Source organism: Novipirellula galeiformis, assembly GCF_007860095.1.
Classification (GTDB): domain Bacteria; phylum Planctomycetota; class Planctomycetia; order Pirellulales; family Pirellulaceae; genus Novipirellula; species Novipirellula galeiformis.
This window is the reverse complement of sequence record NZ_SJPT01000002.1, coordinates 522,507-546,851: the sequence shown is the minus strand read 5'-3', so window position 1 is coordinate 546,851 and position 24,345 is coordinate 522,507. Positions and strand designations below refer to the sequence as shown.

The following is a 24,345-nucleotide window of genomic DNA, read 5'->3' as shown; positions in this document are numbered from 1 at the left end:
AATTCGTCTAGGTGGGAGTAGAGATGATTCGCATCGTTGCGCTTAAGCCGCGCATTTCGACCAGCGACAGTAAGAACGCGAGCGTGGATTCGGCACCTTGGTTCTGGTTGACTTGGTGCTCCATTAAGCCATCAAAGCATCCGCCGGTGGACGCGTCGTAGATCGGTTGACCAAGATCGTTGCGTCCCAGAAACCAATCGAATGCGAAGTGAGCTTGCTCGTTCCAAAATGGATCTTTGGTGGCAGCATAGGCTTCGATCGACGCTGAAACCATCGCGTGCGCTTCGATCGCTTGTTGGTCAAAGACGGCCGCCACGCCACCCTCGCGACTAAAGCCGTTGGAACCGATCGGCCGGAAACGGCCTTGCGGAGAACGCTGTTGCTCACAAAGCCACCGCAGAGAGATCAAGCCGATCTCCGCAGACCGTGGATCGTCAGCGCCACGACCATGAGCAATCAAGGAATGGGATAACTTTGCGTTATTGTAAGACGCAATGTTTTCAAACCACGGCCAATCCTTTGTGGAAACGGCTTCGTACATCTCACACAGACGGTCGGCGAGTCGCTGGCTCATCGTCGCGGCAGCACGTTCGCCGCTGTAACGCCTCAGGTATTCTTGAATCCCCAAGATTCCCAGTGCCCATGTTCGCGGGGACGTCGTCAGCTCACAGGCGGGTAATGCGATTTGAAACAATTCGCGAGCCCAGGTAGATAGACCGCCGCGGCGAGATCGGCCAACGCACGTTCCCAATGCCCATAACGCGCGGCCTTGCGAATCGTCCGAGCCGTCCTCTTCCAACCAACGTCGATCAAAGCTCATAAAATTACGGAACCGCCCCGTGTCTCGGTTGAACGCAATGTTCAGGAATGCGGCATAACGAGAAGCGAGCGAATGGACGACCGGCGAATCGTTGCCGAGTTCCTCGAGCAACACGGTTAGAATCAAAGCCCGGGCGTTGTCATCGGTGCAGTAGCCGTGCGCATGATCGGGAATCGTATAGATCGCGTGCTGCACGATCCCGGTTGAATCACTCAGATGTTCCAAATGGTCGAGTTGCAGCTTGGGCAGCGCCAACGGTTGCTCGTCGAGCGTGCGAACCGCCAATGGCTTTCGTTGGGTACTGCGTTCCTCTTGAGCCAGACGGAACGAGGCAAGATACGACTGAGAAACATGATCCCACGTCATGCTTCGGCCCAGCTTGTGAGCCTGTGCTCGCATCGCCAATCGCCGTTCGTCATCGGCGAGCAGCCCTATCACCTCGCGAGCAATCGCAGACGAATCCGCGAACGGAACTAACACACCGCGGCCGTCGGAGAGCAGCGATTCGGCATGCCAATACGGCGTCGAAATGACGGCTTGGCCGCACCCAAATGCGTACGCCAATGTGCCCGAAACGGCTTGTTGAACATTCAAGTAGGGTGTGATGTAAAGATCAGCGGCCCCGATGAACTCAGTAAGCTCTTCGAGCTCAACGAATCGGTTGTAAAAGCTCACGTGCTTCGTGATACCAAGCTCTTTCGCCATCCGTTCCAAACCGATTCGATACCGTTCTCCTTGCTCGCGAATCAAACTCGGGTGTGTCGCGCCAAGGACCAGATAGATGAAGTCGGGGAACTGGGCCACAATTTCCGGGATCGCTTGCAGCACGTACTCAATTCCCTTCCCCGGTGAAAGCAATCCGAAAGTGAGTGCCACCGCCTTGTCTTCGACGTTGAATTGTTCCTTCAAAACCTTCTGGTCGGTGTCCGGTACCGTAGGGATGCCGTGGGCGATCAAGTCTACCTTTGCACGATCAATCGAGTAGGTATTGATGAGCGTTTGTCGGCATCGCTCGGTCATGACAACCAATCGCGTGGAGAGCCGGATCAACTGCGTCATCACGGCACGCTGCGTCTGACTTGGCTCTGACAGCACGGTGTGTAGCGTTGTCACCACAGGCATCCGTAGGTCGTGTAACAACGCCAAAACATGACTGCCACACGGTCCGCCGTAGATCCCGAATTCGTGCTGCAAACAGACGATATCGACGTTACTAAAATTAAGAAAGTCGGCAGCAGCCCGGTAGTCGTCGAGTTCCTGTTCGACGACTTGAAACTGAACTTCGTTCTCGTACTCGTATCCGCCGACAATGTCGTTCATGGGGACGACGATGCAATCGGCAGCGGACGCTTTGGCGATTGCCGACCGTAAATCGTGAGTGAAGGTTGCGATGCCGCATTTGCGTGGCAGATAGTTACCCACGAACGCGATTTTCAACAGCTCGGGTGTGGTCATTGTTTAGTGCAGTCTTGTAGAACAAGCGAATCCAAAACGGCTCGCTTTGAAAACCGAGTCATGGCGACCGAGGTGTCGGCAGCTCCGTAGAACACGCGCCATTCATCTTCGACATCCAACATAGCGGTCGGGAAAACGACATTGGGTACAAAACCGTTTATTTCATAATCAGTCATTGACCGCATGATCGGCTCGCGTGAGCGACCGATCACACGACTGGGATCGTCGCGATCGAGCAACACTGCGCCAACGGCATAGTGCCCCACCGTGCCCGCGATCGACGATGATTCACTGCCGTGGTAGAGCGTCAACCAGCCTTCGTCAATCAAGATCGGCGGCGTTCCGCTGCCCACGCGATCGCCTTCCCAGGAATCAACTCCACGCAGGATCGGTTCATGGTGGCCCCAATGAAGAAGGTCGGGTGAGCGAGCGAGCCAAATTTGTGGCGGGCTAAAGTGCTGGTTCGGATTGGGGCGATGCAGCGCCACGTAGGTCCCAGTGATGCGGTCGGGAAATAGCACGACGTCCTTGTTTTCGCAGGCAAAGATGATTCCGTGACGCTGGTACGTCGCGAAGTCCGTGGTTGATATCAACGCGGTCGCGGCGCCCGAACGGGATACCGCGACATAGGTGATCCAGTAGGTATCCTCGATCTTCGTCATTCGAGGGTCTTCAATTCCGTATTCTTCTAAGCAACCTTCGGGCAACAGCGCATCAACGCATTGCCACGCGTCACTGCCTAGGATCGATTTGCGAAAGAGCTGAAAGTGGGACACCGACGTCAGTCGGAGATCGCCGCTGTCATTGATCGCGACCACACGAGCATCGGTTTTGTGCAGGTCTTTATCGCGAACCCAATCGACGGCCGTCTCGCCCGTATCTGACCATCGAGGAAGCGCTGTCCATCCGAGACGCTTCTCAGTCGGGCGTTCGGCGACTCTCGCTAGCATGACCAGATCGTCGCCCAATATCGCCACTGCAGGATTGAAAACACCGATCACTTCCCAATCGCACTGGGACGGCCGGATGTCGCAAGGACTTAGTATGAGTGAGTCAGATAGTCGAGTGATCATGGGCGAGTCCCAAGCAGCGGTGATAACGGTGGTTCCCGTTCGGTTTGAAGCAACGGACGGTGAGCAGGCGATAGGCGCTTGCGGAGGTGTGGTTGCCAATCTTGTATAACCGACTTTCCCAAAGGGTGAATCGCCGAGTTCAGTGTGTGTCGAGTGCTCGCTAATTCGCTGGAGACGTTTAACTTTGCCACAGCAGCAATCTCACTCGTCGTTGCCCCATTAGGCGTTGCCCCATCAGACGATCGCCAATCGTGGGCAATTCGTGTGCCAGCGAGAGCGATGATGCGTCCACGGTGACCGAGTTGAAGGAGGGCAATGTTTTGCTTGCTTTTCAAATGCCTCTGCCATTCGTTTGCACTCGACGCGAACATCCTCTCCTCATCTTGAACCTGCATTTTGGGGATTCGTTGATCCAATTCTTCTCCGAGATTCGTAATCCACGCGCCCCGAATCCTTTGGCGAGCCCATTGAAAAGCGTCGGCTCGGGCATGCGTTCCCTTCCGTTCCTTACAAGTGTCGATTCAACCGACATTGCGAATTCAGTTGCCAAAACTCGGTGCCGAGATGGAATTCACGTGGTGATGCGTTGGTGTCTCCGCAGAATCGTCGCGCAAACGCAATGCAGCGTACGACAACGCGCTACCTAGCGAAGAATTCCTCCGACGCGTCCGCTCAATTCAGACGTAGCAACATCATATGCGTGAACGTGATACGTTGACGAAGATCCTTCGCGAACCAATTGGTGCGAGATCGCCACGAAATCCGAACCAAGTTGAAACGACTCCAGAACGGACTGAAATGTCGCTGCATGAAGAATCCGTTGCTGCGCGGAAGCCGCATCAAGCACGATCAATTTTAGCGAGCCAACGCCGTGTTCGGATTGATTCACCAAGAAAGTTTTGACCAATGGATAGGGCATCAAGGCCAGTGAACTGGTCGATAGAAAAAGGTCGTATTCCGGCTTATCTGAAAACCCAAAGATGACCGAGATTTGAGAGTCCGACGGCGTCTGAAGAATCGACGGACAAGTTGGGTGAGAACCATCCTTCAAAACATAACGCGGTGTCTTGGTAAAACCATCCACCATGATCGTCTCCTTGGACGAACGAGAGACCTGCTGCGGTTTGTCTGCCAAAGAGATGTCTCGGCGAGAGCAAACGGCGGGTTGCGAAAAGCAAGGCTCCGGCCGCATAGACGGTGGGAACTTGCAACGGCGAATGGATGCTCGTTTCGCGCAGGCCAACGTAGCATGCTACCACGATTCCGAATTGACGCAATCGCAACCGGAAATGAAGTGCGTCGTTGTTCCTGGGGAGTCGCTGTCGCCACCCGGCATCAGGGGATTGTTCTCGTGCTCCGGCATGCGGAGTTTGGGATGACCTTCGAAACCCCACGAGCGGCGGCCACGCTTTCGCGACAGGGAACGACACGAAACCAAACCACTTCCTCGAAGATGAACGGAAAACGAACAACGTGGCCTTAATTGAACTCGAGCTTATGCCATCACGCGTTGAGATGAACGGCGGAGTCGCGCTAGGCATCGGCGTTTCTTGCACGCAACCGCTGAAGTGATGCCGAATTGTGCTATAAACGGAGCGGCTTCTCAGAGCCTTTATTGAATTGCAAACTTCGCCGTTCTGGCTTCAAAGGTCAAAAATTCCGGGCATTGTCGATCAAATCGCCGAGGGTGGCGACCGCAGCGTGATTGGGACTGCGCGCTAACAGTACCAAGACGCAATTGCGGCCGTCGATCTCGTTGAGCACCGCCTTGTGCGGACTCTCTGGCTTGATTGTTTTCCTCGCTGGAATGCTCGCAAATGGGCTTCATTCCGGTGCGATCGCATCGACGGCAACTTGGCTGGTGACTTCATTTGGCGTGGTCATGATGGCATCGAACGGCCCCATTTCTCGAAAATCACGAAATAGTTGGTCATAAAAGAGGTTGCTCGGATAAGTAAGTACGTGAGGCATTTTTTTCAGTGGAGCCATTTGTGGACGAGACAACCCGACAGGCGACCCGACAATGGACTTTGGCCCAGCCGGCCGTCTCGGCGTTCATTGCCTCGGTGGTCCGTGATTTCCGCGATCGTGACGATGTGCTGCAGAACGTCGCTGTCGCGGTCGTCGAATCCTATCATTCCTACGATTCAAGTTCCCCCTTCATCCCCTGGGCGATCGGAATCGCCCGCCGGCAAGTAGGGCTGTATCTGCGACGCCGAGGGCGAGATCCGCTGGTGTTTGATGATGACGCGGTCGCCTGCCTTGCCATCGCATTTCATGAAGAAGCTCAAGAACGTTCGCACGCACTCGATTTCCTCCAGGACTGCCTGGGCTCTCTGGACGGCCGCGCGAAAACATTGATTGGCCTGCGGTACCGAGACGACATGAAACCAGCCGCAATTGCCTCCCAAACGGATATGACACCAAATTCAGTCGCGAAAGCACTGCAGCGACTTCGGGATCAACTCCGAGGGTGCATCGAACGCAAGTCGATGGAGGCAAGCGTTTAATGAGCGATGATTATCAAAAGCTGATCCACGGATACCTCGACGATTCACTTTCAAGTGACCAGCAAGCTCAGTTGAACCAATGGATCAAGTCCGATGCAAAGCACGCGAGAGTGTTTGCTTCGCACATGATGCTGCATGATCGTCTGCGTAGTGAATTGGTCGCTTCCGAAACTGACGCGACGTACGTTGTATTGCCCAACAAACCGCTAGCAAGCGGATGGAGACGCCGGTCGTTTGCCGTAGCGTCGACCGCCTGTGCCGTTCTGCTCGCCGTTTCGCTGTTATGGCAAACCGTGGATGCTCCTTCGGCTTCGGCCGCCATGATTGAATTGAATCGTATCATCGAGGCAAACGATCTACTCATGGATCGCACGTTCTTGATTTCCGTTCGTGACGCTGTGGTCCCACCAAAACATCAAGATCCCAACTCACCGGAGCGTCGTCGTCCTCCCAAACCTTCGCTAGACGGCGCGGTGCTTGACGTTCGCGGATCGAACCAGTTCGTGCTCAAACGCAAGACCGCGCAAGGAGAGTTCTTCATTACGGGCTGTAACGCAGTGACAAGCTGGGCCGTACGACCCGATGGGCCGGTTCGTTATAGCGATGACCTGAATCGGTTCGCTAGAGATCTCCCTGGTCACGAAGACGGATTGCCAATCAACAATCTGCACGACGGACTTGAAGCGTTACGCACCGCTTATGACTTGCAGGTGTTACCACAGACGGACTCCGAGCCAGCTGCCACACGAGACAGTGAAACGTATCGCCGGATGGTGGCCGTCAAGAAACCCGGTTTCCGTGGGGCGGCGCGAGTGAAAATCCGTTACGCCGAATCAAGTGGCAAGATTAGTGAGATGCGTTTTGAAGAAATGGCTTACGGCCCCCAGAGAATCACATTGACGATGACCGCGATCGAAGAGCGAAGCCTCCCGGACAACCATTTCGACCATTCCCCCCATCACGGACCCGAGCGAGCCGTGGAATACGAGTAAAGAGATATGAAACGTTTCCTTTGGATTGCGATCGGTGTCGCAGCATGCTTCTACACAACGCACGTCGCGTTCCAAGTCTGGGCGCAGCCTCCGGCCAATCACGGACCACGAACGAATCGGCTCGGTAAACCCAGGATCAGCGATACCGTGAAAGCGAATGTGTACGCCGACAATTGGTTTACTCTCTACATCAACGGCGAGCATATCGCGGTCGACTCGATCAAATTCATGCCGCACAACGTTGTCAGCGTCGATATTCTGCCAGCGTATCCGATGACGATTGCGGTCATGGCGAAAGACAATGCCGATTCAGAAACCGGAATGGAGTACGCCAATACCAGTATTGGTGACGCAGGCTTCATCCTGAAGTTTGGTGACGGCACGGTCACCAATGCGACTTGGAAAGCCAAGTCGTTTTCTCACGGACCGATCGATCATGACACCCGAAATCCAAAAGTAAGAAATCTGCCGATTCCGGACGGCTGGTACGAGACCGACTTCGACGACAAATCCTGGGGGTTCGCGAAGGAGTATTCGCAGCAGCAAGTTGGCCCGAAGGAACCTTTCTTTGAGCACGATTTCAGCGGTGCAAAATTCATTTGGACCGATGACATCGAACTCGACAATACGGTGATCTTCCGTCACCGCGTCACCGCAGCTCCCGATGGGAAATCTCGCCCCGACTTCTCAAACCTAAACAACATTGTTCCTGACTCCCCACCGAAAAGGCCAAAGCGATGAGATCAAAAGACGCATATCGAACCGTCCTTGCTGCTATCGACGGTGAGCGAACATATGGTGGTTCTTGCAATGGACAAGAAGACGAGCCGCGCGCTGTAGGGCTCGTCGCCTCGTCCACTACGAGAAGAGTGGATCGAAGGATGCTGAACTGCACCGTGCTTGCGATTGCAGTGATGCTGGCGGTCCCCCACGTCCTATTGGCTCACGAAGGTTACCATTATGGCGACTCAGAAGTCGCCAAGGGATCACGGACCTGGACCCTCAGTGATGAAGGTGCCCACTTGCATGGCACCTTCGTCACCGCGTCCGATGAAGACGTTCAATTCCGTCTTGGCGATAACCGGCTGGTCACTCTCAAGATTGAACGCTTGATCGCATCCGACCAAGCTTGGATCGCGAATCGGCTCGAAGCAATCGAAACGCTCAACCGGCATCGTCCGCTGCGGCTTGTCATGCAGAATCCGCCAAACAGCGACGGAATCCAGACGAAGGAGAAGGCCAGCCCCATGCCATTGATCAACCAACACTTCCAACCGTTCGCGAGCACGTTGAATCTGCGTTGGGACGATGATTACTTTTATGTTGGATCCAACGGAATGCCAGACCATCCGATGATGATCGGAATTCGTTCATGGCAGCAACAAGTCCCGATACCTCAGAAGTACTTTGGCAAAAACGCTTGGCAGATTCCTTTGCACCCGGTTCCTGCGAAGCAGCCAATGTCAACGAAGGACAACTTTCTGCGTGGAGCAATCGCACTGGCGGTTAACGGTGTCCCGATCTTCAATCCGCTGAACAATCGAGGCGACGATGCCCTGTTGTTTGGTGAATTGGATGAGTACGGTGGCCACTGCGGTCGAGCGGATGATTATCACTACCATATCGCTCCGGTGCATCTCGAAGAGACAACGGGCAAAGCCCAGCCGATTGCCTACGCTTTGGACGGCTATCCCATTTTCGGATACCAGGACGAGCAGGCAGACGACTTTGCACCGCTTGATACGTTGGGAGGGCATAAAGATGCGGACGGTCAATATCACTACCACGCCACCAAGACTTACCCCTATCTGAATGGCGGATTTTATGGTGAAGTCACCGAGCGTGGGGGGCAGGTTGATCCGCAACCGCGAGCCCAACCGATCCGACCTGATTTGCGTCCATTGCGTGATGCGAAGATTACAGAGTTCACTCAACCGAAACCGGAAAGTTATCGGCTCGTCTACGAAGTCCGTGGAATGCAGGGCTCCGTTTCGTATACCCTTGGAGAAAACGGTTCGGCCGATTTTGTCTTCGTCGACACGAACGGTCGAAAGACGACGGAGTCGTACTCGCCGCGTGATGATCGCCCACGCCGTGGGGGTCCGCCGCAACCACCTCCACCGCCACGCGACGGCAACCAAGATCGTCCCCCTCGCGGCGGACCCGCTAGAGTCGATCCGCCCGTAGACCTGTCCTCGATGTCACGCACGAGTGTTCCCGGATTTGAAGTGACCAGCACTTCGGTGGACGAGAAGCATTTTCTCTCGGGCGACTGCACGTGTGACGGTGCCGCGCACTCACCGGCGGTCGCTTGGAAAGGAGTTCCGGAGGGAACGAAAACCTTTGCGGTTAGCATTTGGCACACGGCTCCCGACCAGGAGAAATCCTACTGGGTTGTATACAACATTCCGGCCAACGTCACGTCGCTGAAGCAAAACTCCCAGGGCGTCGGCAAGGTTGGTATAAATGACAAGGGCAGCTCTAACTACGATCCGATGTGCTCCAAAGGTCCTGGCTTGAAGAAGTATCACATCACCGTCTCTGCGCTCTCATCAAAACTCGTGATCTCGCCGCGAGAGGCGACAAGAGCCAACCTGCGAAAAGCAATGAAGACCACTCTGCTTGGCGAAGCAACGATCGATGTTCTCTACGAACGATAGGGACTCACATCGTAATGCAGTAAGCAGGTCGTTCGGTGTATACCTGCGAAACGTCGATCCTGTTGTGAACCAACGGCAAGCACGAATGGACAGAGCAGATCTGCGAGCGAACCGGGCTATGGCCGCCCCCACGCTACGGCCAACCACACGACCTTTAGGTCGCCATATTGTATTGACAAGACGTCAAAACGGTGTTCGGATGTGTCAAACAATCATCGGTTTAAGCACCTCTGCAGAAACGGCAAAACGTAGTCTAGGCTACGTAAAGGACCGTCGGAACAATAACTGTCGTAGCTACGCTCACCAGAACGAGGATCCACAATAACTGTCGTAGCTACGCTCGCCAGAACGTGGATCCACAATAACTGTCGTAGCTACGCTCACCAGAGCGTGGATCCACAATAACTGTCGTAGCTATGCTCGCCAGAGCGTGGATCCACAATAACTGTCGTAGCTACGCTCGCCAGAGCGTGGATCCACAATAACTGTCGTAGCTACGCTCGCCAGAGCGTGGATCCACAATAACTGTCGTAGCTACGCTCACCAGAGCGTGGATCCACAATAACTGTCGTAGCTACGCTCGCCAGAGCGTGGATCCACCGTCTGGTGACGGTAGCTACGTAACATCGACCACCACTTAAACATCCGATGGGCCTTAGTTCGACTTGCAAAATCCAACGAGGGTATCGGACTCTGTTTTCTAGGAGGCTATTTTTAATGTCGCTGAGCGTCAATTCGGCGGTGTCTACAAATAGCGAATGAAAAAAAAGAACATGATCATTGCCAGGCAAAAGCTATTGAAATTTGCCCTCGTCTTGGTCGGGCTTGGCTTGGTTTTCTACTTTGGCGCTCGAACGCTGGAATCTTATCGACAACTGCGATTCATCCAAGAACAGGGCTTTGACACGGGCGACGCGGACGTCAACGCCATTCACCCTTGGATGACGATTCATTTTATTGCCGCAGCCTACGCGGTCCCTCAAGAGTACATCTACGCTGAGTTGGGGGTCAACGCAAACGAACGCCGTCGCAACATTGACGTCAAGCACCTGAACGAGGAACTCCGTTTAGGGCCTTCGGAGACCGGAGATTACCCGGCCGTCATCGATCGCCTACGCCAGATTATTCTGGCCTATCACGAAAATCCTGTTGCGACCGGTCTAAGCGACGTACGCCCCTGGATGACACTTGAGTATATCGCGAATAGCTCAGGGATACCGACAACGACGATGGTTGACGAACTAGGACTGGACGAGTTTGCTGAGCAGGAATCACCCTCAAATGAATCGGCCAGCAACGCTGAAGTTTACATCCACAAACCCTTGGAGGAGTTGGCCCACGAACTGCGATATCCTCGTGGCCCCCGCGGACTGATTGAGGATATCAAGGCCGTCATCACTCGACAGGTACAGGAAGTGCAATGAGTCTGTCGCTGACCCCGCTGATTGAACAGATCCTCACTTGGATTGCAGCGTACGGCCTGCTCGCGTTGGGGCTATCCATCTTTGCCGCCGCAGTAGGAGTTCCACTGCCCAGTACTCTCTTTGTCATCGCGGCTGGAGCATTCATGCGACAAGGCGTTTTGGATGTGGCGCTGACCCCCGTTTGCGTGCTTGCCTGTGTCGTACTCGGTGATGTGGTTTCGTATGGTATGGGGCGCTATGCCCGCATTGGCATCGAACGCCATTTCGGTAAGCGTCGCACGTGGCGGCGTGCGCAATCAGCAATGCTCAATCGGGGTGGAGTCGCGATCTACCTAACTCGCTGGATGCTCACCGCGTTCGCCGTTCCCACCAACTTGGCAGCGGGAGGCGGTGGCTATCCCTTTGTCCGTTTTCTTGCCTTCGATGTGGCAGGCGAAGTGACGTGGATTCTCGTTTTCGGCGGACTCGGCTATGCCTTTGGCAGTCAATGGGAGGTGATCGGCAGTTTGGCCAGTGACTTTAGCGGACTGCTAGTTGGCATCGTGTTCGTTTTAGCCGGCGCGTATTTTTTGGTCGGGCGACGATTTCCAACACAAGAGCGTTTCAGAAAATGGAAACGCAAAGATCGAAGCAAAGAACTCGACATTCAAGAGTTGCAACGCTGAGAGGCTCTCAACAGCCATTAATGGAGTCGAGGTGAGTGCCCCCTCGTGACTCGGTGATGTCTTCTGCGCGGCGAACGGAAACGCCGGCCAGGCACATCTCCAGCAAAACTTCATTGACACTGGATTCACGCCGCTTGTGGTGTTTGATTATCTGTGTCTGGAAAGGCAAACTGCGCCGTCGTGGACCTCCAATGAAACCTTTCCTGCGTGGGTCTCTAAGTCATGGTTGTAGGAACCCGCTCGAGTGTCGAATCGATCGGCTGACGCTTCCTAGCGTTTCACCCCGTAGAGCGGACCGGCTTCGGCATCGAGCAATTGGTTTAACGTCTCTTCCCCAGTGGAACGAACGAGTTCACCGAGATGTCCGCGGACGGCATTGCCGACAATTTTAATCGCGGGTTGAATCTCATCGCTGCCTCGATAGTCTGGTACATTCATCAGGGTTAGTCGAGGGTTTCTGGAATTGGATGATGTCGTACGCAAATCAATACCAGTGCCAAAGGCTGGTTCTCAAATGATTGCAATCATCCGTACGTTAGCGCCTTTTCATCTTTGATGTAGCTACCGTCGCCAGACGGTGGCCCACGTTCTGGCGAACGCAGCTACTTTTTTAACCTACGTCATTCCTCAAATTGCTCTAGCTTTGGAGCCTGCGTTGGAAGTGAAGTTCTCACCGATCTGACTGACACCTGGAGATATTATGAAAAAGACTCAACTGCACGGGCGGGGCATGGCACGTCCCGCGACGATCGCCATCGCCGTGTGGATGTTCGCACTGGTCATGCCTGCCTTCGGGCAAAAGCTGGACATCAACAAAGAACGCGTCATTCAAAGTGGGCGGCCTGATGGGCGACATGTAAGCACACGAGGATTCCAGCAGCATTTGCTGCGTAACGCCAAACCCAAACTGGCGTTCAACCCGGAGTTCACGTCGGAAGAATTCGAACAGTGGCGGTCACAGGTGCGCGCCAAGCTGCTGGAGTTGATGAACTTCCCCGAACTGGTTCCTCAACCTCCACCGCACAAGCTTTGGACTCAGGAACGCGAAGGTTATGTGCTGGAGAAATGGGAGCTCTATCCCGAGCCCGGCAGCGTGGTTCCCTTTCTCGTGTTGATCCCGGAAAACGCGACGGCCGACAAACCCGCGCCCGCGATCATGTGCATACCGGGTTCATCCGGCACCAAAGAGAACCTGGCCGGAGAGCCGCCGCTGGCGGCATTCAAGCCGGACGACCGCAATCATGACGGCTGGCTTCACTCCGAGCGCAATCAGCAGGCCGTGCAATTCGCCAGAGCCGGATTTGTCGCGGTGGCGGTCGACCATCCAGGAACCGGCGAACTCTCCGACCTGGCGAAGTATCGCGGCAGCACCATGGACGATCGCAGCACCCTTTCCCGCTACCTCATCGACATGGGCCGCAATTTCATTGCCCTGTCCGTGTTTCAAAAGCGTCAGATCCTGACGTGGCTGCGCGAACAGCCGCACGTCGACGCCCAACGCGTTGCCGTGAGTGGTCATTCACTCGGAACGGAGCCTCTGCTGGTGCTGGCCGTGCTCGACCCGCAGATACAAGGCATCGTGTGGAATGATTACCTTGCCGCCACGCTCCAGCGGGCGAAAGTCAGCACGATGCCCAACCAACGCGGCGTTCGGCCGGCGGCGAACTGGCTTGGCCACAGCATTCCCGGCCTATGGGAGTGGTTCGATTATCCTGATTTGGTCGCCGCCTTTGCGCCGCGTCCACTGATCGTGACCGAAGGCGGGCCGACTCATTCATTGAACCTCGTGCGCAAGGCGTACCAGATCGCCGGGGCTTCGGAAAACGTTTCGATCCACTACTATCCGAAATACAGTGATCCGGCCGACCGACGCGATGGCAAGCCCATCCCGGAGGGTCTGAACGCGACCGAATGGTTGGACCATGCCAATGTGAATGCTGCCCACCATTACTTCAAAGGATATCTCGCGATTCCATGGCTGAGTCGCCAATTCCAACTGCCTGAACCCAGTGAAGACTATCCGCCAGCGCCGCCCGAGGCCGTGCAAGCACTGCAGAAGTGAGAGAATGAAACGACGCGGGGACGAGGACGCGCTCGGTAACCCCGCGAACCCGAGGGCGGGGGGCAGCGAGCGAACTCGTCATTCGAGTGATCTGGTTCGCTGGCCGACCTTTTCTCCCGTTCATTGGCTATGTCTATTCAGCCCCGATCTTTGACGCTGCCTTCACGAATCGCTTGACGGCTTTCGCATCGACGTCATCGAGGCGTTTGAACGTCAGGTGCCGGCGGAACTTGCCGCCGCCTTCGAGAAGGCCATCAGGATCGTCCAGATCGCTACCATGGGCGAACGACAACTGCACATGCGTCTTGTAAGGAAAAACACCGCAGAACTGACCTTCCTTTTCGTCTGGCTTCAGCGTGTAGAGTGTCCCGCCGTACTTCGCAATCTTTATCGCTCTCGGAACCGCCGACATGACGTGCGAATCGAGCCAATCGATCAAGCTCGCTTTCTCCGCCTCGGTCATTGTGTTTTCCTTTTCTGCCAATAAGAAATCAATCGTTTCTTCGACACGTCGCGTTCGCGTTTCAGGCATTTTTGCCGAAGCGACACGGTAACAGAAGCCCCGACGTTTGCCCGCCGTCCAATCGTCCCACACCTTCCTCGCCGCGTCGTTGGCCTCCAAGGCAAATTGCAACTCGTTCGGCACTGTGATCGCGTCTTGATTGCCAATGTCGAACGACACCTGTACGCGGTCCCCCAGTGTCACACCGCATAACTTTTGAAGTTTCTTTGACACCATCAGGTACCACTTGCCCTTGGTGGGCATCAAAGCCCCTTCGATGCGAATGCCTTCAATCTCGCCGTCAATTCGCAAACGCTTTGACTTGCTGAAGTCCAGCAGCGATACGATCTCTTTCGGCACATAGACGACCGAAAAGACGACTTTGCCGAAGTCGTATCTCACGATCTTCGCGCTGAAGTTGTAAGGATAGTCACTCATGGTGTTTCAAATTGCCGGCTCGAAAAATGTGGGAACCCATTCTAGGCGATCTATCGAACCTGCCAGAGCCCACATACCAAGGTCGGTTCATTATCCCAGCCACGCAAACGAAAACTCGACTTCGAAACCTGCGATGAAGTCATTGTGGAAACCGAACACCTGCACCCAGCGGGCAACGTCAGAACAAAGAACAGGAAAATGCCTCCGATTGGCGAGCACCTGACGTCAAATAAGGGGGGACGAAACGGAAATTCTCGGCTTTCGCTTGCCCTTGGCTGCTTCGAGCAGCCGCAGGAAAGTCGTTCACGCTTTGGATTCTGAGATCGCGGACGATGCCGAGCGTCCCCACACTACCGAGCCTGCATCCAAAATCGGCTGAGGATGGCGAGGATGACGCCATTGCTTTTAAACTGCATTAAAGCGATTCGGCAAACCGTTGCATTCACGTGATCGCTCGACAAATCTCCGTTGCTCGAAAGGTTGAAGCACGATTAATCGCGTCAATTCACGTGGATCCATGCCAGCCTAGACGTTGGTTTCCTGATCTCTAAAGAAATGAACGTGGAGCCGGAGCGGCGAGGGGGCGCCCCACCTGTGTACCTACATGTAAATGCATACATCTCACTACCTCATGCATCCGGAGGTCCTCGACGAATCACTGTGGTTGAACAAAGTCCCAGAATTCAAAATCTTAGTGCTTGCACCTTTATAAGGGAGTGGAACGCGTTGGCGGCGTCAGTGAATGCAGCACTGAACGCTTACTGAAGTTGACCATCATGTGTTTATGCGTCCCATGCTGTCGCACCAGGATGGCGATAATCTCGATGCCTCTGACTAACCCCAAGCTAAAGTTGGTGACAGCCATGGCACGCTGACGTGTGGCCAGGCATAAGGTTGTTGTGATTGAAGCGGTTGCACCGCGCAGAGTGGTTTCCTGTAGCGAATAAGCGGATGAAATACGCACTTATTATCACCGGACTCTTAGCCGCACTTGCAATAGCAGCTCCGACGTTGGTGGTGGTAGGCTATTTTTTTCTGATCATTCCAGGCTTGATCCTCACAATCGCCCCCTCGGTGTTTGTATATCTTGTCGTTGCGGCGATGGTTCGTCGGCTGTTGCCAATGTCTACGTCCGTCGCGGCCACAGCAACGGCTTTTTGTGTAGCGATCCTGTTGGGCTGGGCCGTGATGCAACCGTTTCGTATGGCGGCGATAACACAATACGAAGCGCATCGGTTGCTCGATGTGACACCGCCACGCCCCATTAAGCTCGATGGCCACGTACGACTTGAAATGCTTGATCGCCGGGAGAACCCCAAATGTGATCATCTCTGCCTTGCCGTGCTCGACTCGCCAGGTGTTCAAAGCATCACCGCAGTCACTGTCGGCCGAGACAAACAGTCCGACGGGCTGCGATCGGACGCCTATGCTTTGGTATCCGCCCAAGCGAACTCCACCGCCGGAATCTTCCCCTACGAGGCAGGCCAGATCGTCCGTGAATTCGGGCCGCTAATTCAGATGTACCCGCGGGTGAAACTCCGAAAGGCAGCCAAAGCCGTTGAGGCAAATTGGGCTATACGATTGACTCAGCACGAGCGTCTGCGAAATGTTGCCCCCGTTGCCGCTGACGATGCCGATTGGGTCATACGCATTGAAAACCAAGCCAACGCACGGCAATCGACCCTCCGTCGTCTCACCATTGTCGATTCGAATGGCACCGTTCGCTTTCGCAAAACTTATCGAAAGCAATACGTACCAGCCCGCATGTTTTACATTGGATTTCGACTGCACGGTGGCGGCGGCACGATTTCCGGTGCGTCGTTCCAGTTCGGGCAACAACGATTGGAGGCTGGCGAGCGGTCACTGAAACCGGAATCCGCTCTGCTGTCAGCCATCGAGTTTCCTCTGCCGCGTTGCGATCCGACGGCGCTTATCCAGCTGCGTGATCAGGTAGAACAAGCACTCGATGACCCTGAGGCAACAGCGGTCCGGCTAGACCTTGCACGACAGTTTCTCGGACTGTTTTTCTTTGACGCCGCGCCGCACGACCATGCGCTGATCGCGAGAATCCTGGCCGATGATCGCGTGAGCAACATTGATGAACAAATCAAGAATGTCTTTTCAAAAGATAAAACACCATTGGCGATGCGGGAGTCTTACGCACAGCGAATCACAATGGACCACACATCCGCTAGCTTGCGTCGCCGGCTAGCAGAAGGTTTAGCGAGCTTGCCAGCGGGGACGTTTGCGGATCCGAACGAATCGCACCTTAAGATTTGGGAATCACCCGAGATCTATCAAGACGCTGCGCCGTTCATCGGGAATCTGTCAGACCTCGACCCGCAGCGGGCGATGCCGATGCTCGAAGCGGCGCTGACTACCGCGATCGAACTACCCACTTGGCAGGAACGACGTGCATTGATCGACGGAATCCGCGTGGCCTTGATTCGTTTGGGGCCACAAGCGTCGGCTGCGACGCCAAGGATCCGTGAACTGTTCCTTCGCCGTCCGTCGCCCATTTTGAAGAGCGCTAAGGACGCCGATCAGTGGCGACTTGCGTTAACTCGGATGGGCGTTGAAATCCAGGAATTGCCAGTGTTCCCGAATCAGTCTTCCGAGTCGGTCGAGAAAGCCCATCGCCGAGTCGCCGACAAGCTTCGACGCTACGAACAAGCCCCGAAGGACGACCCATGATAGAGAAACTGTATCTTAACGCGGTAGGATGCGGCGTCTTGATCACCTTGCTGTACGTCCTATGGAAGACCAACGCCCGTCGATGGTCCCGCCTTGCACGGGCGTACCGCGCGCACGACAAGTTGCAATGCACCGCGTCAGAGTGTTGCCCCACACGAAGTATGCAGACGGTTATTTTGGTGGGAGGCGACATTGGGTGGAACTCATACAAAGGCATCGCCACGGTGGGAGTTACCGCCGAGGGAATTTTGCTTCGGCTGATGCCTCCCTTTCATGTCTTTCATCCTCCGCTATTGATTCCCTTTCGCGATAGCCATATCGAGCCGAAGCGATGGTACTTGATCGGCAAGACAGCTCAGTTCACGTTGAGTCAAGTGAGCGACGTACAGATCATTGTCCATGACGAATTGCTCCAATGGATAGAGTCTCAGGCCACGCAATTGGCCGTCACGTCCCCATAGAGAGTGGCTTGACGTAGCGAAGAAAAGGTGCCGAGCAAAGAAAGGTGGCCGGTACCGTTTTTGTTAACGCCGGCATAGCCAGGCTGCCATGTAACGTCCCGCCGCTGCGGAACTTGGCGTACTCAGTCGACTCGCTTGCTCTTCCGCGCATAGCCGGCAAAGCTGCTGTACGTCCAGGTTTCTGCATCCGCTGGCAATGGGTGACCGCCGTTACAGGGATTCAGATGAATGTAACGGCTCAGAGTCCAATAGTAACCGGCGTCTTCGCGCAAGAAACGCTTTGTATCGACCCCGGTAGAGATGCCACCCCCTACGGTTCGATAATGAGCGTGGTGACGCTGCGTGTATGTCAGTCCGCCCCAGTGCAGAGACCTGCCCATCTCGCCACCAGCAAGCGGGACTGACCACCAAATGTCGATGATGTTGTATGATACAATGGTTGATAATCCGCATATCGAAGCGATCGATTGCGTCGCAATGAAACTTCTCAAACGCATCGCAATCCTCTGGCTTATGGAAGAAGAGGGGGACGCGAAAATTCGCACGATTGAGCATGGGGTAATCGCATGCCGCACCTTCCGCACGTTTAGGTCGTCCAATCGCTTCCCGCTGGCAAAAGATCGTCCGTTCTCAGACAAGATCGCGTCCCCCGTACCCCCTCGGACAGTAAACCCGGGACGGGACACCTTGATCTCTCGGGCACCTTAATCGCTCCTACTGTAATCCACTTCGCGCCACGTCCGACTATAAGCTTGAAAATCATGTCAACATCTCGTCGCGCTTTTATCAAAACCACTCACGGCCTTATTGCTGCGGGCGTCATAGCGCCCTCTCCGCTAGTGCAACGGTCCCAGGCTTTGGCGGAACTGTTGGATTCGCCGGATTTCACATCTGGATTCAAAGTGGTGGAAAAGGGTCAGCCGCTGGCGGTCATCGTGACTCCGAAAAACCCGTCGCACGTGGTGCTATATGCGGTGCAAGAATTGCAATGGCATGTCCAGCATTCCTGCGGTGTATTGCTTCCGGTGGCTGAGGAGAACGACGTGGATGCTTCCGCTCTCAAAAATCGCATTTACATCGGACAGGGAAATGCATCAAAAAGTGCGGGCATCAAAGTAGAGGATTTGCCGCCCAACAGTTTCCGAACAAAAACCACCGCTACCGCCGTGTTGCTAATCGGCAAAGATAGCGAGGGCAAACCCGACGAGCCAGCCTCGCGCAGCCGTGCGGCGCATTGGGCCAATTTCACCATCGGTGCGCCGCCGTTGGATGATGGCGTTTCGATGGGTTCGCTGTTTGCGGTTTACGATTGGCTGGAAAACCAGGTGGGCGTCAAATGGCTGTGGCCAGGCGAATTGGGAACGGTGGTACGCCCTACAAAAGTGATTTTTGCGGGTCTAGCTGGCCAGAAGAAAGTGGTTCCCACGTTAATTCATTCACGTCCGCGGCTCAATGTTTGGAAAGGAATAGATCCAGCACATCAAGATCAATACATTTACGATGTAAGCGTTTGGCTGCGTCGACAGCGTTTCGCACGCGGCGAGAGTTTTGAATATGGTCATGCTTATGTGCACTATTGGAAACGCTTTGGCAAGGAGTATCCGACCTATTTCGCGCTGCGACCCGATGGCATCCGCGCAGCGCACGACCCTAATCGCACTGATTTAGTGCAGATGTGCGTCTCCAATAACGGCTTACCATCGAGCCAAGGATTGCATCAACAAATCATCGCCGATTGGCTAAAAACACGCAAAACTATGCCCAGTATTCCCTGGATCAACGGAGCGGAAAACGACAAGGGAATTGATGATCCTTCGTGCACCTGTCCGCATTGCCACGCTTGGGATGCGCCCAACGCGCCGCTGTTGCCCAACCAAGAAAAACGCAAGCAGGCGATCGGCGATACGTCGGACAAGCCGATGCTTTCGCTTTCAGATCGTTATGCGAAGTTCTGGTTGGCGCTGCAAAAGGAGGGTGAAAAGCACGATCCGAATGCAACGGTATTAGGTTATGCCTACGCCGACAACGTGGAGCCTCCGGTTGCCACCCAATTGAATGACCGCGTCATCGTTGCCATCGTCGCGCCCGATGCGTTTCCCATGAGCGACACAGAAGAGGCCGCTTTCAAAAAGCTATGGAGCGGATGGGCGGCGACCGGCGCGCAGTTATACTGGCGTCCCAACCTTCATTTGATTGGATATTGCATGCCATATATTTTCGCGCGAGAGTTTGGCAAGATCTATAAATACGTGGCGACGCGCAACATGATCGCCGATGATTACGACGCACTGCTGGGAATGTGGGGCGTGCAAAGTCCCAACTATTACATGATGGCGCGTCTCAACGTCGATTCTACGTTAAATGTGGATGACGTATTAAATGACTATTACGCAGGATTTGGTCCCGCTGCGTCGCAGATACAAAAGTACTTTTCCTACTGGGAAACCGTGACATTGAAATGCGACAAGGCCTTCCGCGACAAAGGCGGCGGCTGGGGTACCATCAGTTGGGGTGGCGATGAAGTTTTCACGCCGGACACATTTGTGATGGGAACTAAGTTATTGCAAGATGCGAAAACCGCAGCGGTCGGAAATCAAGCAATTTTGCAGCGTTTGGAGTATCTCGATCTGTGGCTGCAGCATGCAAGTTTATGCATGCAAGCATTAGCGGCATTTCATTCGCTGCGCAAAACTCCCGGCTACCAGCAGCTTCAAAGTACGTTTTTACAAGCCAAAGCCGCGGTTGATTCTTTCCGCGAACTACATCCGAAACTGATTGTGAATATCGGCATTCTGAAACAACTGGAATTGTGGAGCGGATGGCGGAAAACGGCGGAGTTGGACACCTAAAAGTACTTGTAGATGATCGGGGCCGGATGAGGATGGAGAGTCAAGATGAGGAAAAATCCAGTACAAATGGCAAGGGCACAAGCTGTCTCAATCAACATGCAGTAGCAAGCGGTCGTATCTAGAGCGATCCGGTGCGATAACAAGCGCCAGACAGCTGCGATTAGAATTTTTAATACCCGCTTGAGTGTGAAATCACGGCGAAGCTCCGTTGAAATGGTGTTTGACCACATCACTCATTCAAGGAACTCCAACGTGAATGCTCCGTTTACAGATTCCCCAGCAGTCGTACAAAGCAAATTGCGATCAGAAAAATCCCTGTGCCTTGATCTGCTTTTGCCCTCGCCTGAAGTCTTGAAAATCTGCAATGGAATCAGGTACAAGTTTCGAGATTGGACCTACACTCGGATGGTTGTCGTTTGGATGTTTGACACTCGGGTGCTTTCCGCAGCCCACAGTTGCCAACAACCGGTCACGTGAACGAGGAAAAGCACTGTCATGGCCGAACTTAGTTTTGCTCGGGTTCGCGCACGGTACGCGAACCGGTAGCGGCATTACCTCACGGTAACTTTTTTGCGACTCAAAGTCCAATGGCTTGTGCGCTACCGAGCACGTCTCGGTCAGCATGGATGGTTCAGTCTCGCCACCCTGGTAGATATCCGAAGCTTAGGAGCCTCACACTGTCTTATCCGGCGTTTGAACCGCTGACAGAGCACGACGCTCTTTCCCGGGCTTGGCGATTTCTGACTCCGCGGGCGGCAAACCGAAACCACTGGTGTAAGCGTGAATGTAGGAAAGGTATCGGCCTTGAGTTGGTGTGAATTCGAGCATGGGTGAGGCTCTGAACCCAAGTGAATGAGTGTGGCGCCGGAGATTCTAGCCAAGAAACGCTCGACGAACCAATTCTCAAGAGAACACGAGTGAGCTCGTTTGAAAACGATGGCTTCGGTAACGAGCCTAACAATCCGGCGATCGCCCTCATTGTTAGGTAGGAGAGAGCAAACGAAGGGTTAACCAGAATCGTGTGAAGAGAGTCTCACTGGCCCCGAGAAAGCCGGTCTGGGTAAATGTCGTGGATCAAAGGATTGGCTCGGATTTTGCCGGCGGAGACCAGCAGTAATCGACAGCGGGCTGCTACGATAGAATCTCGGCGTTGGGCAATCCCGCCCGCAGCCTTTTTACTCCCTGCGGTGTGAGTTGTGTGTCCGCGACGTCGATGTAGTTCAGAGTCATGCCAACGAGGGTGGAAACTGATGCGTCGGTAACTTGCGTCCCGCACAGGTTGAGTCGAGTGAGTTTAGGGAGCTGCGCAATCAGCTCGATCGCGTGATCCGAAACGTCGGTCTTCCAGAAGCTGATCCCTTCGAGATTCGTAAGCGACAGCAACGCTTCAACGTCAGCGTCGGTTATCTCTACTTTGTTGAAATTGATATCCACAATGTCCTCGTTCGGGATCTTCTGCCGACTTCGAAAAGGTTCACCGAGGAACGTGAAGCGAACTCCGCGGTCGGTCAAGGCGATCAAAGCGGCATCCATCGAACATCTCTCCGTCCTGAACCGTCGGGATAGGTAGCCCATCGAGTCGCTACCGACCGATTGTGGGTATCTCACGGGCTGCGATACCGCAACTCCCATGCCACTTCTCGCGGACGAATCTCCCCCGTTCGCGAGCGGCTTTCGCGAGCGGCTTTCGCGAGCGGCTTTCGCGAGCGGCTTTCGCGAGCGGCTTTCGCGAGCGGCTTTCGCGAGCGGCTTTCGCGAGCGGCTTTCGCGAGCGGCTTTCGCGGGCGGCTTTCGCGGGCGGACCTGTCTGACGCTATCATCACGTCGAGAACGGTGTCAGCCGAAGCGGCCCCCGTTCCTGCACCGATCAGGGGACCCCCAATCGACGCGAACCCGACTTTTTTAGCTAATGCCAAAGCATTTCGACAAGAATCATGAATCGACCAACCAAATGTTTTTGCCTAAGACAACTGGGGGAACATTGACCCATTTTTTCCGGTAGCACTGCGGAAGCTCATCACCTGAAAGGTCTGCATCGTTCAGAGACAGGAGTAAACTCACCGCAATGAACCGCGGCGATGCGAGGCGGGAGCCGTTCCACAGAATCGAAGAATCACTGGGGAGCATGCAAACGCTTCACCCAGGATCGGAAAAGTATCCCGTGGACTTGCTTGCAGCCACAAACGCGCTGCGGTACCCCACTCAGCTCAGCCCCTTATCACAAAGAACTCGAATCGGTCATTACCGACGTGATCGAAGAGCGAAGCGCCGGCAAAGAAGAATGGACGGTGGAGACCTGCGAGCGAACCGGGCTATAGCCAACCACACGTCCCTGTGTTCGCCAACATGAAGATAAAATAGTCGACGCAAATCAGCCGAAGCCTAATTCGCCCCGTTCCCTTTGCGCCCGCAGCGGATTTGGCGATTAGGTTGATCATCCCCGCTTGATTCGCGATTACGGCATTGCGTTTGCACGGACTTCGATTCAAACAGAACCAATGCTGCGAAGGAGATTTGGCCTACTTGGGCCGAACCACCGCCGTGACCGAATCAGCCAAAGCAATGGTCCGATTGCCGCCAGCTGATTGGCATCTCGGGTTGCGACGGTGTGGTCGCCAATGATTCGTGAACTCCTACTTCGCAGTCACCATCACCTTGGGGAAAAAACGTGGATTATCAAGCATTTCGTGATCGTCAAAAAACAATCGATCTCGATGGCATCATCGATGTGCCGCTCAATGTTGCTTACACCGATATTGGTAAAGGCGAACCATTGCTATTGCTGCATGGGATCCCAACTTGGTCGTATCTCTTCCACGAGGTCATCGCACCTCTGGCCGAAAACTACCGCGTCATCGCGCCCGACATGATTGGCTATGGATACTCGGATCGTCGTGACCGATTTGATCGCTCCATCGAGGTTCAGGCTGACGTTATCGAACGATTGCTCGCTGAGCTTGATATCAAAAGCTCCCACTTCATCGCTCACGACATCGGTGGTGGTGTCGCGATGATCCTGGCCGATCGCACTCCTAAACTCGTGCGCTCGATGGTGCTTTCCAACAGCGTTGCCTACGACAGTTGGCCCGTTGATGAAATGCTCGCTTTGGGCCATCCTCGCAATGCGAGGATGGAGCCCGAGCAGATGAAGCAGCTATTAGAGAAGGCCTTTGAGTTCGGTTTGTCTCGCCCCGAAAGACTGACTGACGAGTTTCGAGATGGAATCATGGCACCTTATCTGGAACCGGAAGGCATCGTCAGCCTGGTGCGAAACGCAGCGAGTTTGAACACCAATCACACCACGCCGTTGACCGGACGATTGAGTCGGATGTCACAACCGACTCTGATGCTGTGGGGGGTGGATGATCGTTGGCAACCCTATTCAACGGCGGAGCAATTGGTCCGAGACATGCCCAACGCAAGTCTGCACGCGATCGAGAATTGCTCCCACTGGGTTCCCCAGGATGCTCCCGACGAATTTGCGAACACGACACTTGAGTTTCTGATCGGATTGGAGTAATCCGATCGCAAAGAACAAGCAACGGGAGTGTCCTGGGAGACTGGAACTCAAGCTTGGCGGCGACGAAACTTCATGTGCATTGCGTTGCCTTCGGCGTCGATGAAGTCAGTCGTAATCGGTCGGGCTACTCCTCAACAATACAGATCGCTGCAGACTTTTGAGTCAATAGTCGCAACTCGCCGCGTCGTGCGAAATCGCGGGGCGACGATTTCAGTGTCAT

Annotated in this window: 21 protein-coding genes; 11 read left to right on the top strand and 10 right to left on the bottom strand. The window is 54.6% G+C overall.

The window, feature by feature from the left end:
- Positions 1–7 precede the first annotated feature (7 nt).
- The 4 genes from Pla52o_RS07065 to Pla52o_RS26710 all read right to left on the bottom strand — a co-directional run bounded on the left by Pla52o_RS07065 (position 8) and on the right by Pla52o_RS26710 (position 5,319).
- A complete protein-coding gene (locus Pla52o_RS07065; protein WP_146593889.1) occupies positions 8–2,275 on the bottom strand; it encodes a glycosyltransferase family 4 protein in 2,268 nt (755 codons plus the stop codon).
- Positions 2,272–3,348 (bottom strand): glycoside hydrolase family 130 protein, encoded by a 1,077-nt coding sequence (locus tag Pla52o_RS07060; protein WP_146593888.1) that lies wholly within the window; start codon positions 3,346–3,348, stop codon positions 2,272–2,274. The genes Pla52o_RS07065 and Pla52o_RS07060 overlap by 4 nt, the downstream gene beginning before the upstream one ends.
- Before the next feature lie 643 nt (positions 3,349–3,991).
- Positions 3,992–4,483, bottom strand: coding sequence for a hypothetical protein (locus Pla52o_RS07055; protein ID WP_146593887.1), 492 nt, complete (start codon positions 4,481–4,483; stop codon positions 3,992–3,994).
- A gap of 689 nt (positions 4,484–5,172) precedes the next feature.
- A complete protein-coding gene (locus Pla52o_RS26710; protein WP_197169062.1) occupies positions 5,173–5,319 on the bottom strand; it encodes a hypothetical protein in 147 nt (48 codons plus the stop codon).
- A 20-nt stretch (positions 5,320–5,339) separates the two neighbouring features.
- Between Pla52o_RS26710 and Pla52o_RS07050 the strand changes: the two genes are divergently transcribed.
- From Pla52o_RS07050 to Pla52o_RS07025, 6 genes are all read left to right on the top strand, one after another.
- Positions 5,340–5,858, top strand: a complete 519-nt coding sequence (locus Pla52o_RS07050) for a sigma-70 family RNA polymerase sigma factor (protein WP_146593886.1) — start codon at positions 5,340–5,342, stop codon at positions 5,856–5,858.
- Entirely contained in the window at positions 5,858–6,850 is a 993-nt protein-coding gene (locus Pla52o_RS07045) for an anti-sigma factor family protein (RefSeq protein ID WP_146593885.1), read from the top strand. Before Pla52o_RS07050 ends, Pla52o_RS07045 begins: the two co-directional genes overlap by 1 nt.
- Positions 6,851–6,856: 6 nt before the next feature.
- The gene (locus tag Pla52o_RS07040; protein WP_146593884.1) at positions 6,857–7,591 is read left to right on the top strand and encodes a hypothetical protein; all 735 of its coding nucleotides are present in this window, start codon (positions 6,857–6,859) and stop codon (positions 7,589–7,591) included.
- Positions 7,592–7,731: 140 nt separating this feature from the next.
- Positions 7,732–9,510, top strand: a complete 1,779-nt coding sequence (locus tag Pla52o_RS07035; RefSeq protein WP_146593883.1) for a YHYH protein — start codon at positions 7,732–7,734, stop codon at positions 9,508–9,510.
- A gap of 758 nt (positions 9,511–10,268) precedes the next feature.
- Entirely contained in the window at positions 10,269–10,934 is a 666-nt protein-coding gene (locus Pla52o_RS07030; protein ID WP_146593882.1) for a hypothetical protein, read from the top strand.
- The gene (locus Pla52o_RS07025) at positions 10,931–11,599 is read left to right on the top strand and encodes a DedA family protein (RefSeq protein ID WP_146593881.1); all 669 of its coding nucleotides are present in this window, start codon (positions 10,931–10,933) and stop codon (positions 11,597–11,599) included. The genes Pla52o_RS07030 and Pla52o_RS07025 overlap by 4 nt, the downstream gene beginning before the upstream one ends.
- 7 nt (positions 11,600–11,606) lie before the next feature.
- On the opposite strand, the gene Pla52o_RS07020 is transcribed toward Pla52o_RS07025, so the two are convergent.
- Both Pla52o_RS07020 and Pla52o_RS26705 read right to left on the bottom strand, forming a co-directional pair.
- Positions 11,607–11,768: a transposase gene (locus Pla52o_RS07020; protein ID WP_197169061.1), complete on the bottom strand. Its 162-nt coding sequence runs from the start codon at positions 11,766–11,768 to the stop codon at positions 11,607–11,609.
- Between the two features lie 101 nt (positions 11,769–11,869).
- Complete coding sequence (locus Pla52o_RS26705; protein WP_197169060.1) at positions 11,870–12,037, bottom strand: hypothetical protein; 168 nt, start codon at positions 12,035–12,037, stop codon at positions 11,870–11,872.
- Positions 12,038–12,299: 262 nt separating this feature from the next.
- On the opposite strand from Pla52o_RS26705, the gene Pla52o_RS07015 reads away from it, so the two are divergent.
- Complete coding sequence (locus Pla52o_RS07015) at positions 12,300–13,661, top strand: alpha/beta hydrolase family protein (RefSeq protein WP_146593880.1); 1,362 nt, start codon at positions 12,300–12,302, stop codon at positions 13,659–13,661.
- A 133-nt stretch (positions 13,662–13,794) separates the two neighbouring features.
- On the opposite strand, the gene Pla52o_RS26700 is transcribed toward Pla52o_RS07015, so the two are convergent.
- Positions 13,795–14,601: a YdeI/OmpD-associated family protein gene (locus Pla52o_RS26700; RefSeq protein ID WP_197169059.1), complete on the bottom strand. Its 807-nt coding sequence runs from the start codon at positions 14,599–14,601 to the stop codon at positions 13,795–13,797.
- 951 nt (positions 14,602–15,552) lie between these two features.
- On the opposite strand from Pla52o_RS26700, the gene Pla52o_RS07005 reads away from it, so the two are divergent.
- Positions 15,553–17,295 carry a hypothetical protein gene (locus Pla52o_RS07005; protein WP_146593879.1) on the top strand — a complete coding sequence of 581 codons (1,743 nt, stop codon included), beginning with the start codon at positions 15,553–15,555 and terminating at the stop codon, positions 17,293–17,295.
- Entirely contained in the window at positions 17,292–17,756 is a 465-nt protein-coding gene (locus Pla52o_RS07000) for a hypothetical protein (protein WP_146593878.1), read from the top strand. Before Pla52o_RS07005 ends, Pla52o_RS07000 begins: the two co-directional genes overlap by 4 nt.
- A gap of 122 nt (positions 17,757–17,878) precedes the next feature.
- Here the strand turns inward: Pla52o_RS07000 and Pla52o_RS06995 are convergent, their stop codons facing one another.
- A complete protein-coding gene (locus Pla52o_RS06995) occupies positions 17,879–18,253 on the bottom strand; it encodes a hypothetical protein (RefSeq protein ID WP_146593877.1) in 375 nt (124 codons plus the stop codon).
- A gap of 264 nt (positions 18,254–18,517) precedes the next feature.
- Between Pla52o_RS06995 and Pla52o_RS06990 the strand changes: the two genes are divergently transcribed.
- Entirely contained in the window at positions 18,518–20,605 is a 2,088-nt protein-coding gene (locus tag Pla52o_RS06990) for a DUF4838 domain-containing protein (RefSeq protein WP_146593876.1), read from the top strand.
- Positions 20,606–21,277: 672 nt separating this feature from the next.
- Here the strand turns inward: Pla52o_RS06990 and Pla52o_RS27335 are convergent.
- Both Pla52o_RS27335 and Pla52o_RS06980 read right to left on the bottom strand, forming a co-directional pair.
- A complete protein-coding gene (locus Pla52o_RS27335) occupies positions 21,278–21,433 on the bottom strand; it encodes a hypothetical protein (RefSeq protein WP_231612149.1) in 156 nt (51 codons plus the stop codon).
- Between the two features lie 303 nt (positions 21,434–21,736).
- Positions 21,737–22,138 (bottom strand): hypothetical protein, encoded by a 402-nt coding sequence (locus Pla52o_RS06980; RefSeq protein ID WP_146593875.1) that lies wholly within the window; start codon positions 22,136–22,138, stop codon positions 21,737–21,739.
- A gap of 1,135 nt (positions 22,139–23,273) precedes the next feature.
- On the opposite strand from Pla52o_RS06980, the gene Pla52o_RS06975 reads away from it, so the two are divergent.
- Positions 23,274–24,125, top strand: coding sequence for an alpha/beta fold hydrolase (locus Pla52o_RS06975; protein WP_146593874.1), 852 nt, complete (start codon positions 23,274–23,276; stop codon positions 24,123–24,125).
- Positions 24,126–24,345 lie beyond the last annotated feature (220 nt).

What these genes read in the sequence shown, in the direction of transcription:
- Pla52o_RS07065 (WP_146593889.1), bottom strand. Translation starts at nt 2,275, where the DNA reads ATGACCACACCCGAGCTGTTGAAAATCGCGTTCGTGGGTAACTATCTG.
- Pla52o_RS07060 (WP_146593888.1), bottom strand. Translation starts at nt 3,348, where the DNA reads ATGATCACTCGACTATCTGACTCACTCATACTAAGTCCTTGCGACATC.
- Pla52o_RS26710 (WP_197169062.1), bottom strand. Translation starts at nt 5,319, where the DNA reads ATGCCTCACGTACTTACTTATCCGAGCAACCTCTTTTATGACCAACTA.
- Pla52o_RS07045 (WP_146593885.1), top strand. Translation starts at nt 5,858, where the DNA reads ATGAGCGATGATTATCAAAAGCTGATCCACGGATACCTCGACGATTCA.
- Pla52o_RS07040 (WP_146593884.1), top strand. Translation starts at nt 6,857, where the DNA reads ATGAAACGTTTCCTTTGGATTGCGATCGGTGTCGCAGCATGCTTCTAC.
- Pla52o_RS07035 (WP_146593883.1), top strand. Translation starts at nt 7,732, where the DNA reads ATGCTGAACTGCACCGTGCTTGCGATTGCAGTGATGCTGGCGGTCCCC.
- Pla52o_RS07030 (WP_146593882.1), top strand. Translation starts at nt 10,269, where the DNA reads ATGAAAAAAAAGAACATGATCATTGCCAGGCAAAAGCTATTGAAATTT.
- Pla52o_RS07025 (WP_146593881.1), top strand. Translation starts at nt 10,931, where the DNA reads ATGAGTCTGTCGCTGACCCCGCTGATTGAACAGATCCTCACTTGGATT.
- Pla52o_RS26705 (WP_197169060.1), bottom strand. Translation starts at nt 12,037, where the DNA reads ATGAATGTACCAGACTATCGAGGCAGCGATGAGATTCAACCCGCGATT.
- Pla52o_RS07015 (WP_146593880.1), top strand. Translation starts at nt 12,300, where the DNA reads ATGAAAAAGACTCAACTGCACGGGCGGGGCATGGCACGTCCCGCGACG.
- Pla52o_RS26700 (WP_197169059.1), bottom strand. Translation starts at nt 14,601, where the DNA reads ATGAGTGACTATCCTTACAACTTCAGCGCGAAGATCGTGAGATACGAC.
- Pla52o_RS07005 (WP_146593879.1), top strand. Translation starts at nt 15,553, where the DNA reads ATGAAATACGCACTTATTATCACCGGACTCTTAGCCGCACTTGCAATA.
- Pla52o_RS07000 (WP_146593878.1), top strand. Translation starts at nt 17,292, where the DNA reads ATGATAGAGAAACTGTATCTTAACGCGGTAGGATGCGGCGTCTTGATC.
- Pla52o_RS06995 (WP_146593877.1), bottom strand. Translation starts at nt 18,253, where the DNA reads ATGCGTTTGAGAAGTTTCATTGCGACGCAATCGATCGCTTCGATATGC.
- Pla52o_RS06990 (WP_146593876.1), top strand. Translation starts at nt 18,518, where the DNA reads ATGTCAACATCTCGTCGCGCTTTTATCAAAACCACTCACGGCCTTATT.
- Pla52o_RS27335 (WP_231612149.1), bottom strand. Translation starts at nt 21,433, where the DNA reads ATGCTCGAATTCACACCAACTCAAGGCCGATACCTTTCCTACATTCAC.
- Pla52o_RS06980 (WP_146593875.1), bottom strand. Translation starts at nt 22,138, where the DNA reads ATGGATGCCGCTTTGATCGCCTTGACCGACCGCGGAGTTCGCTTCACG.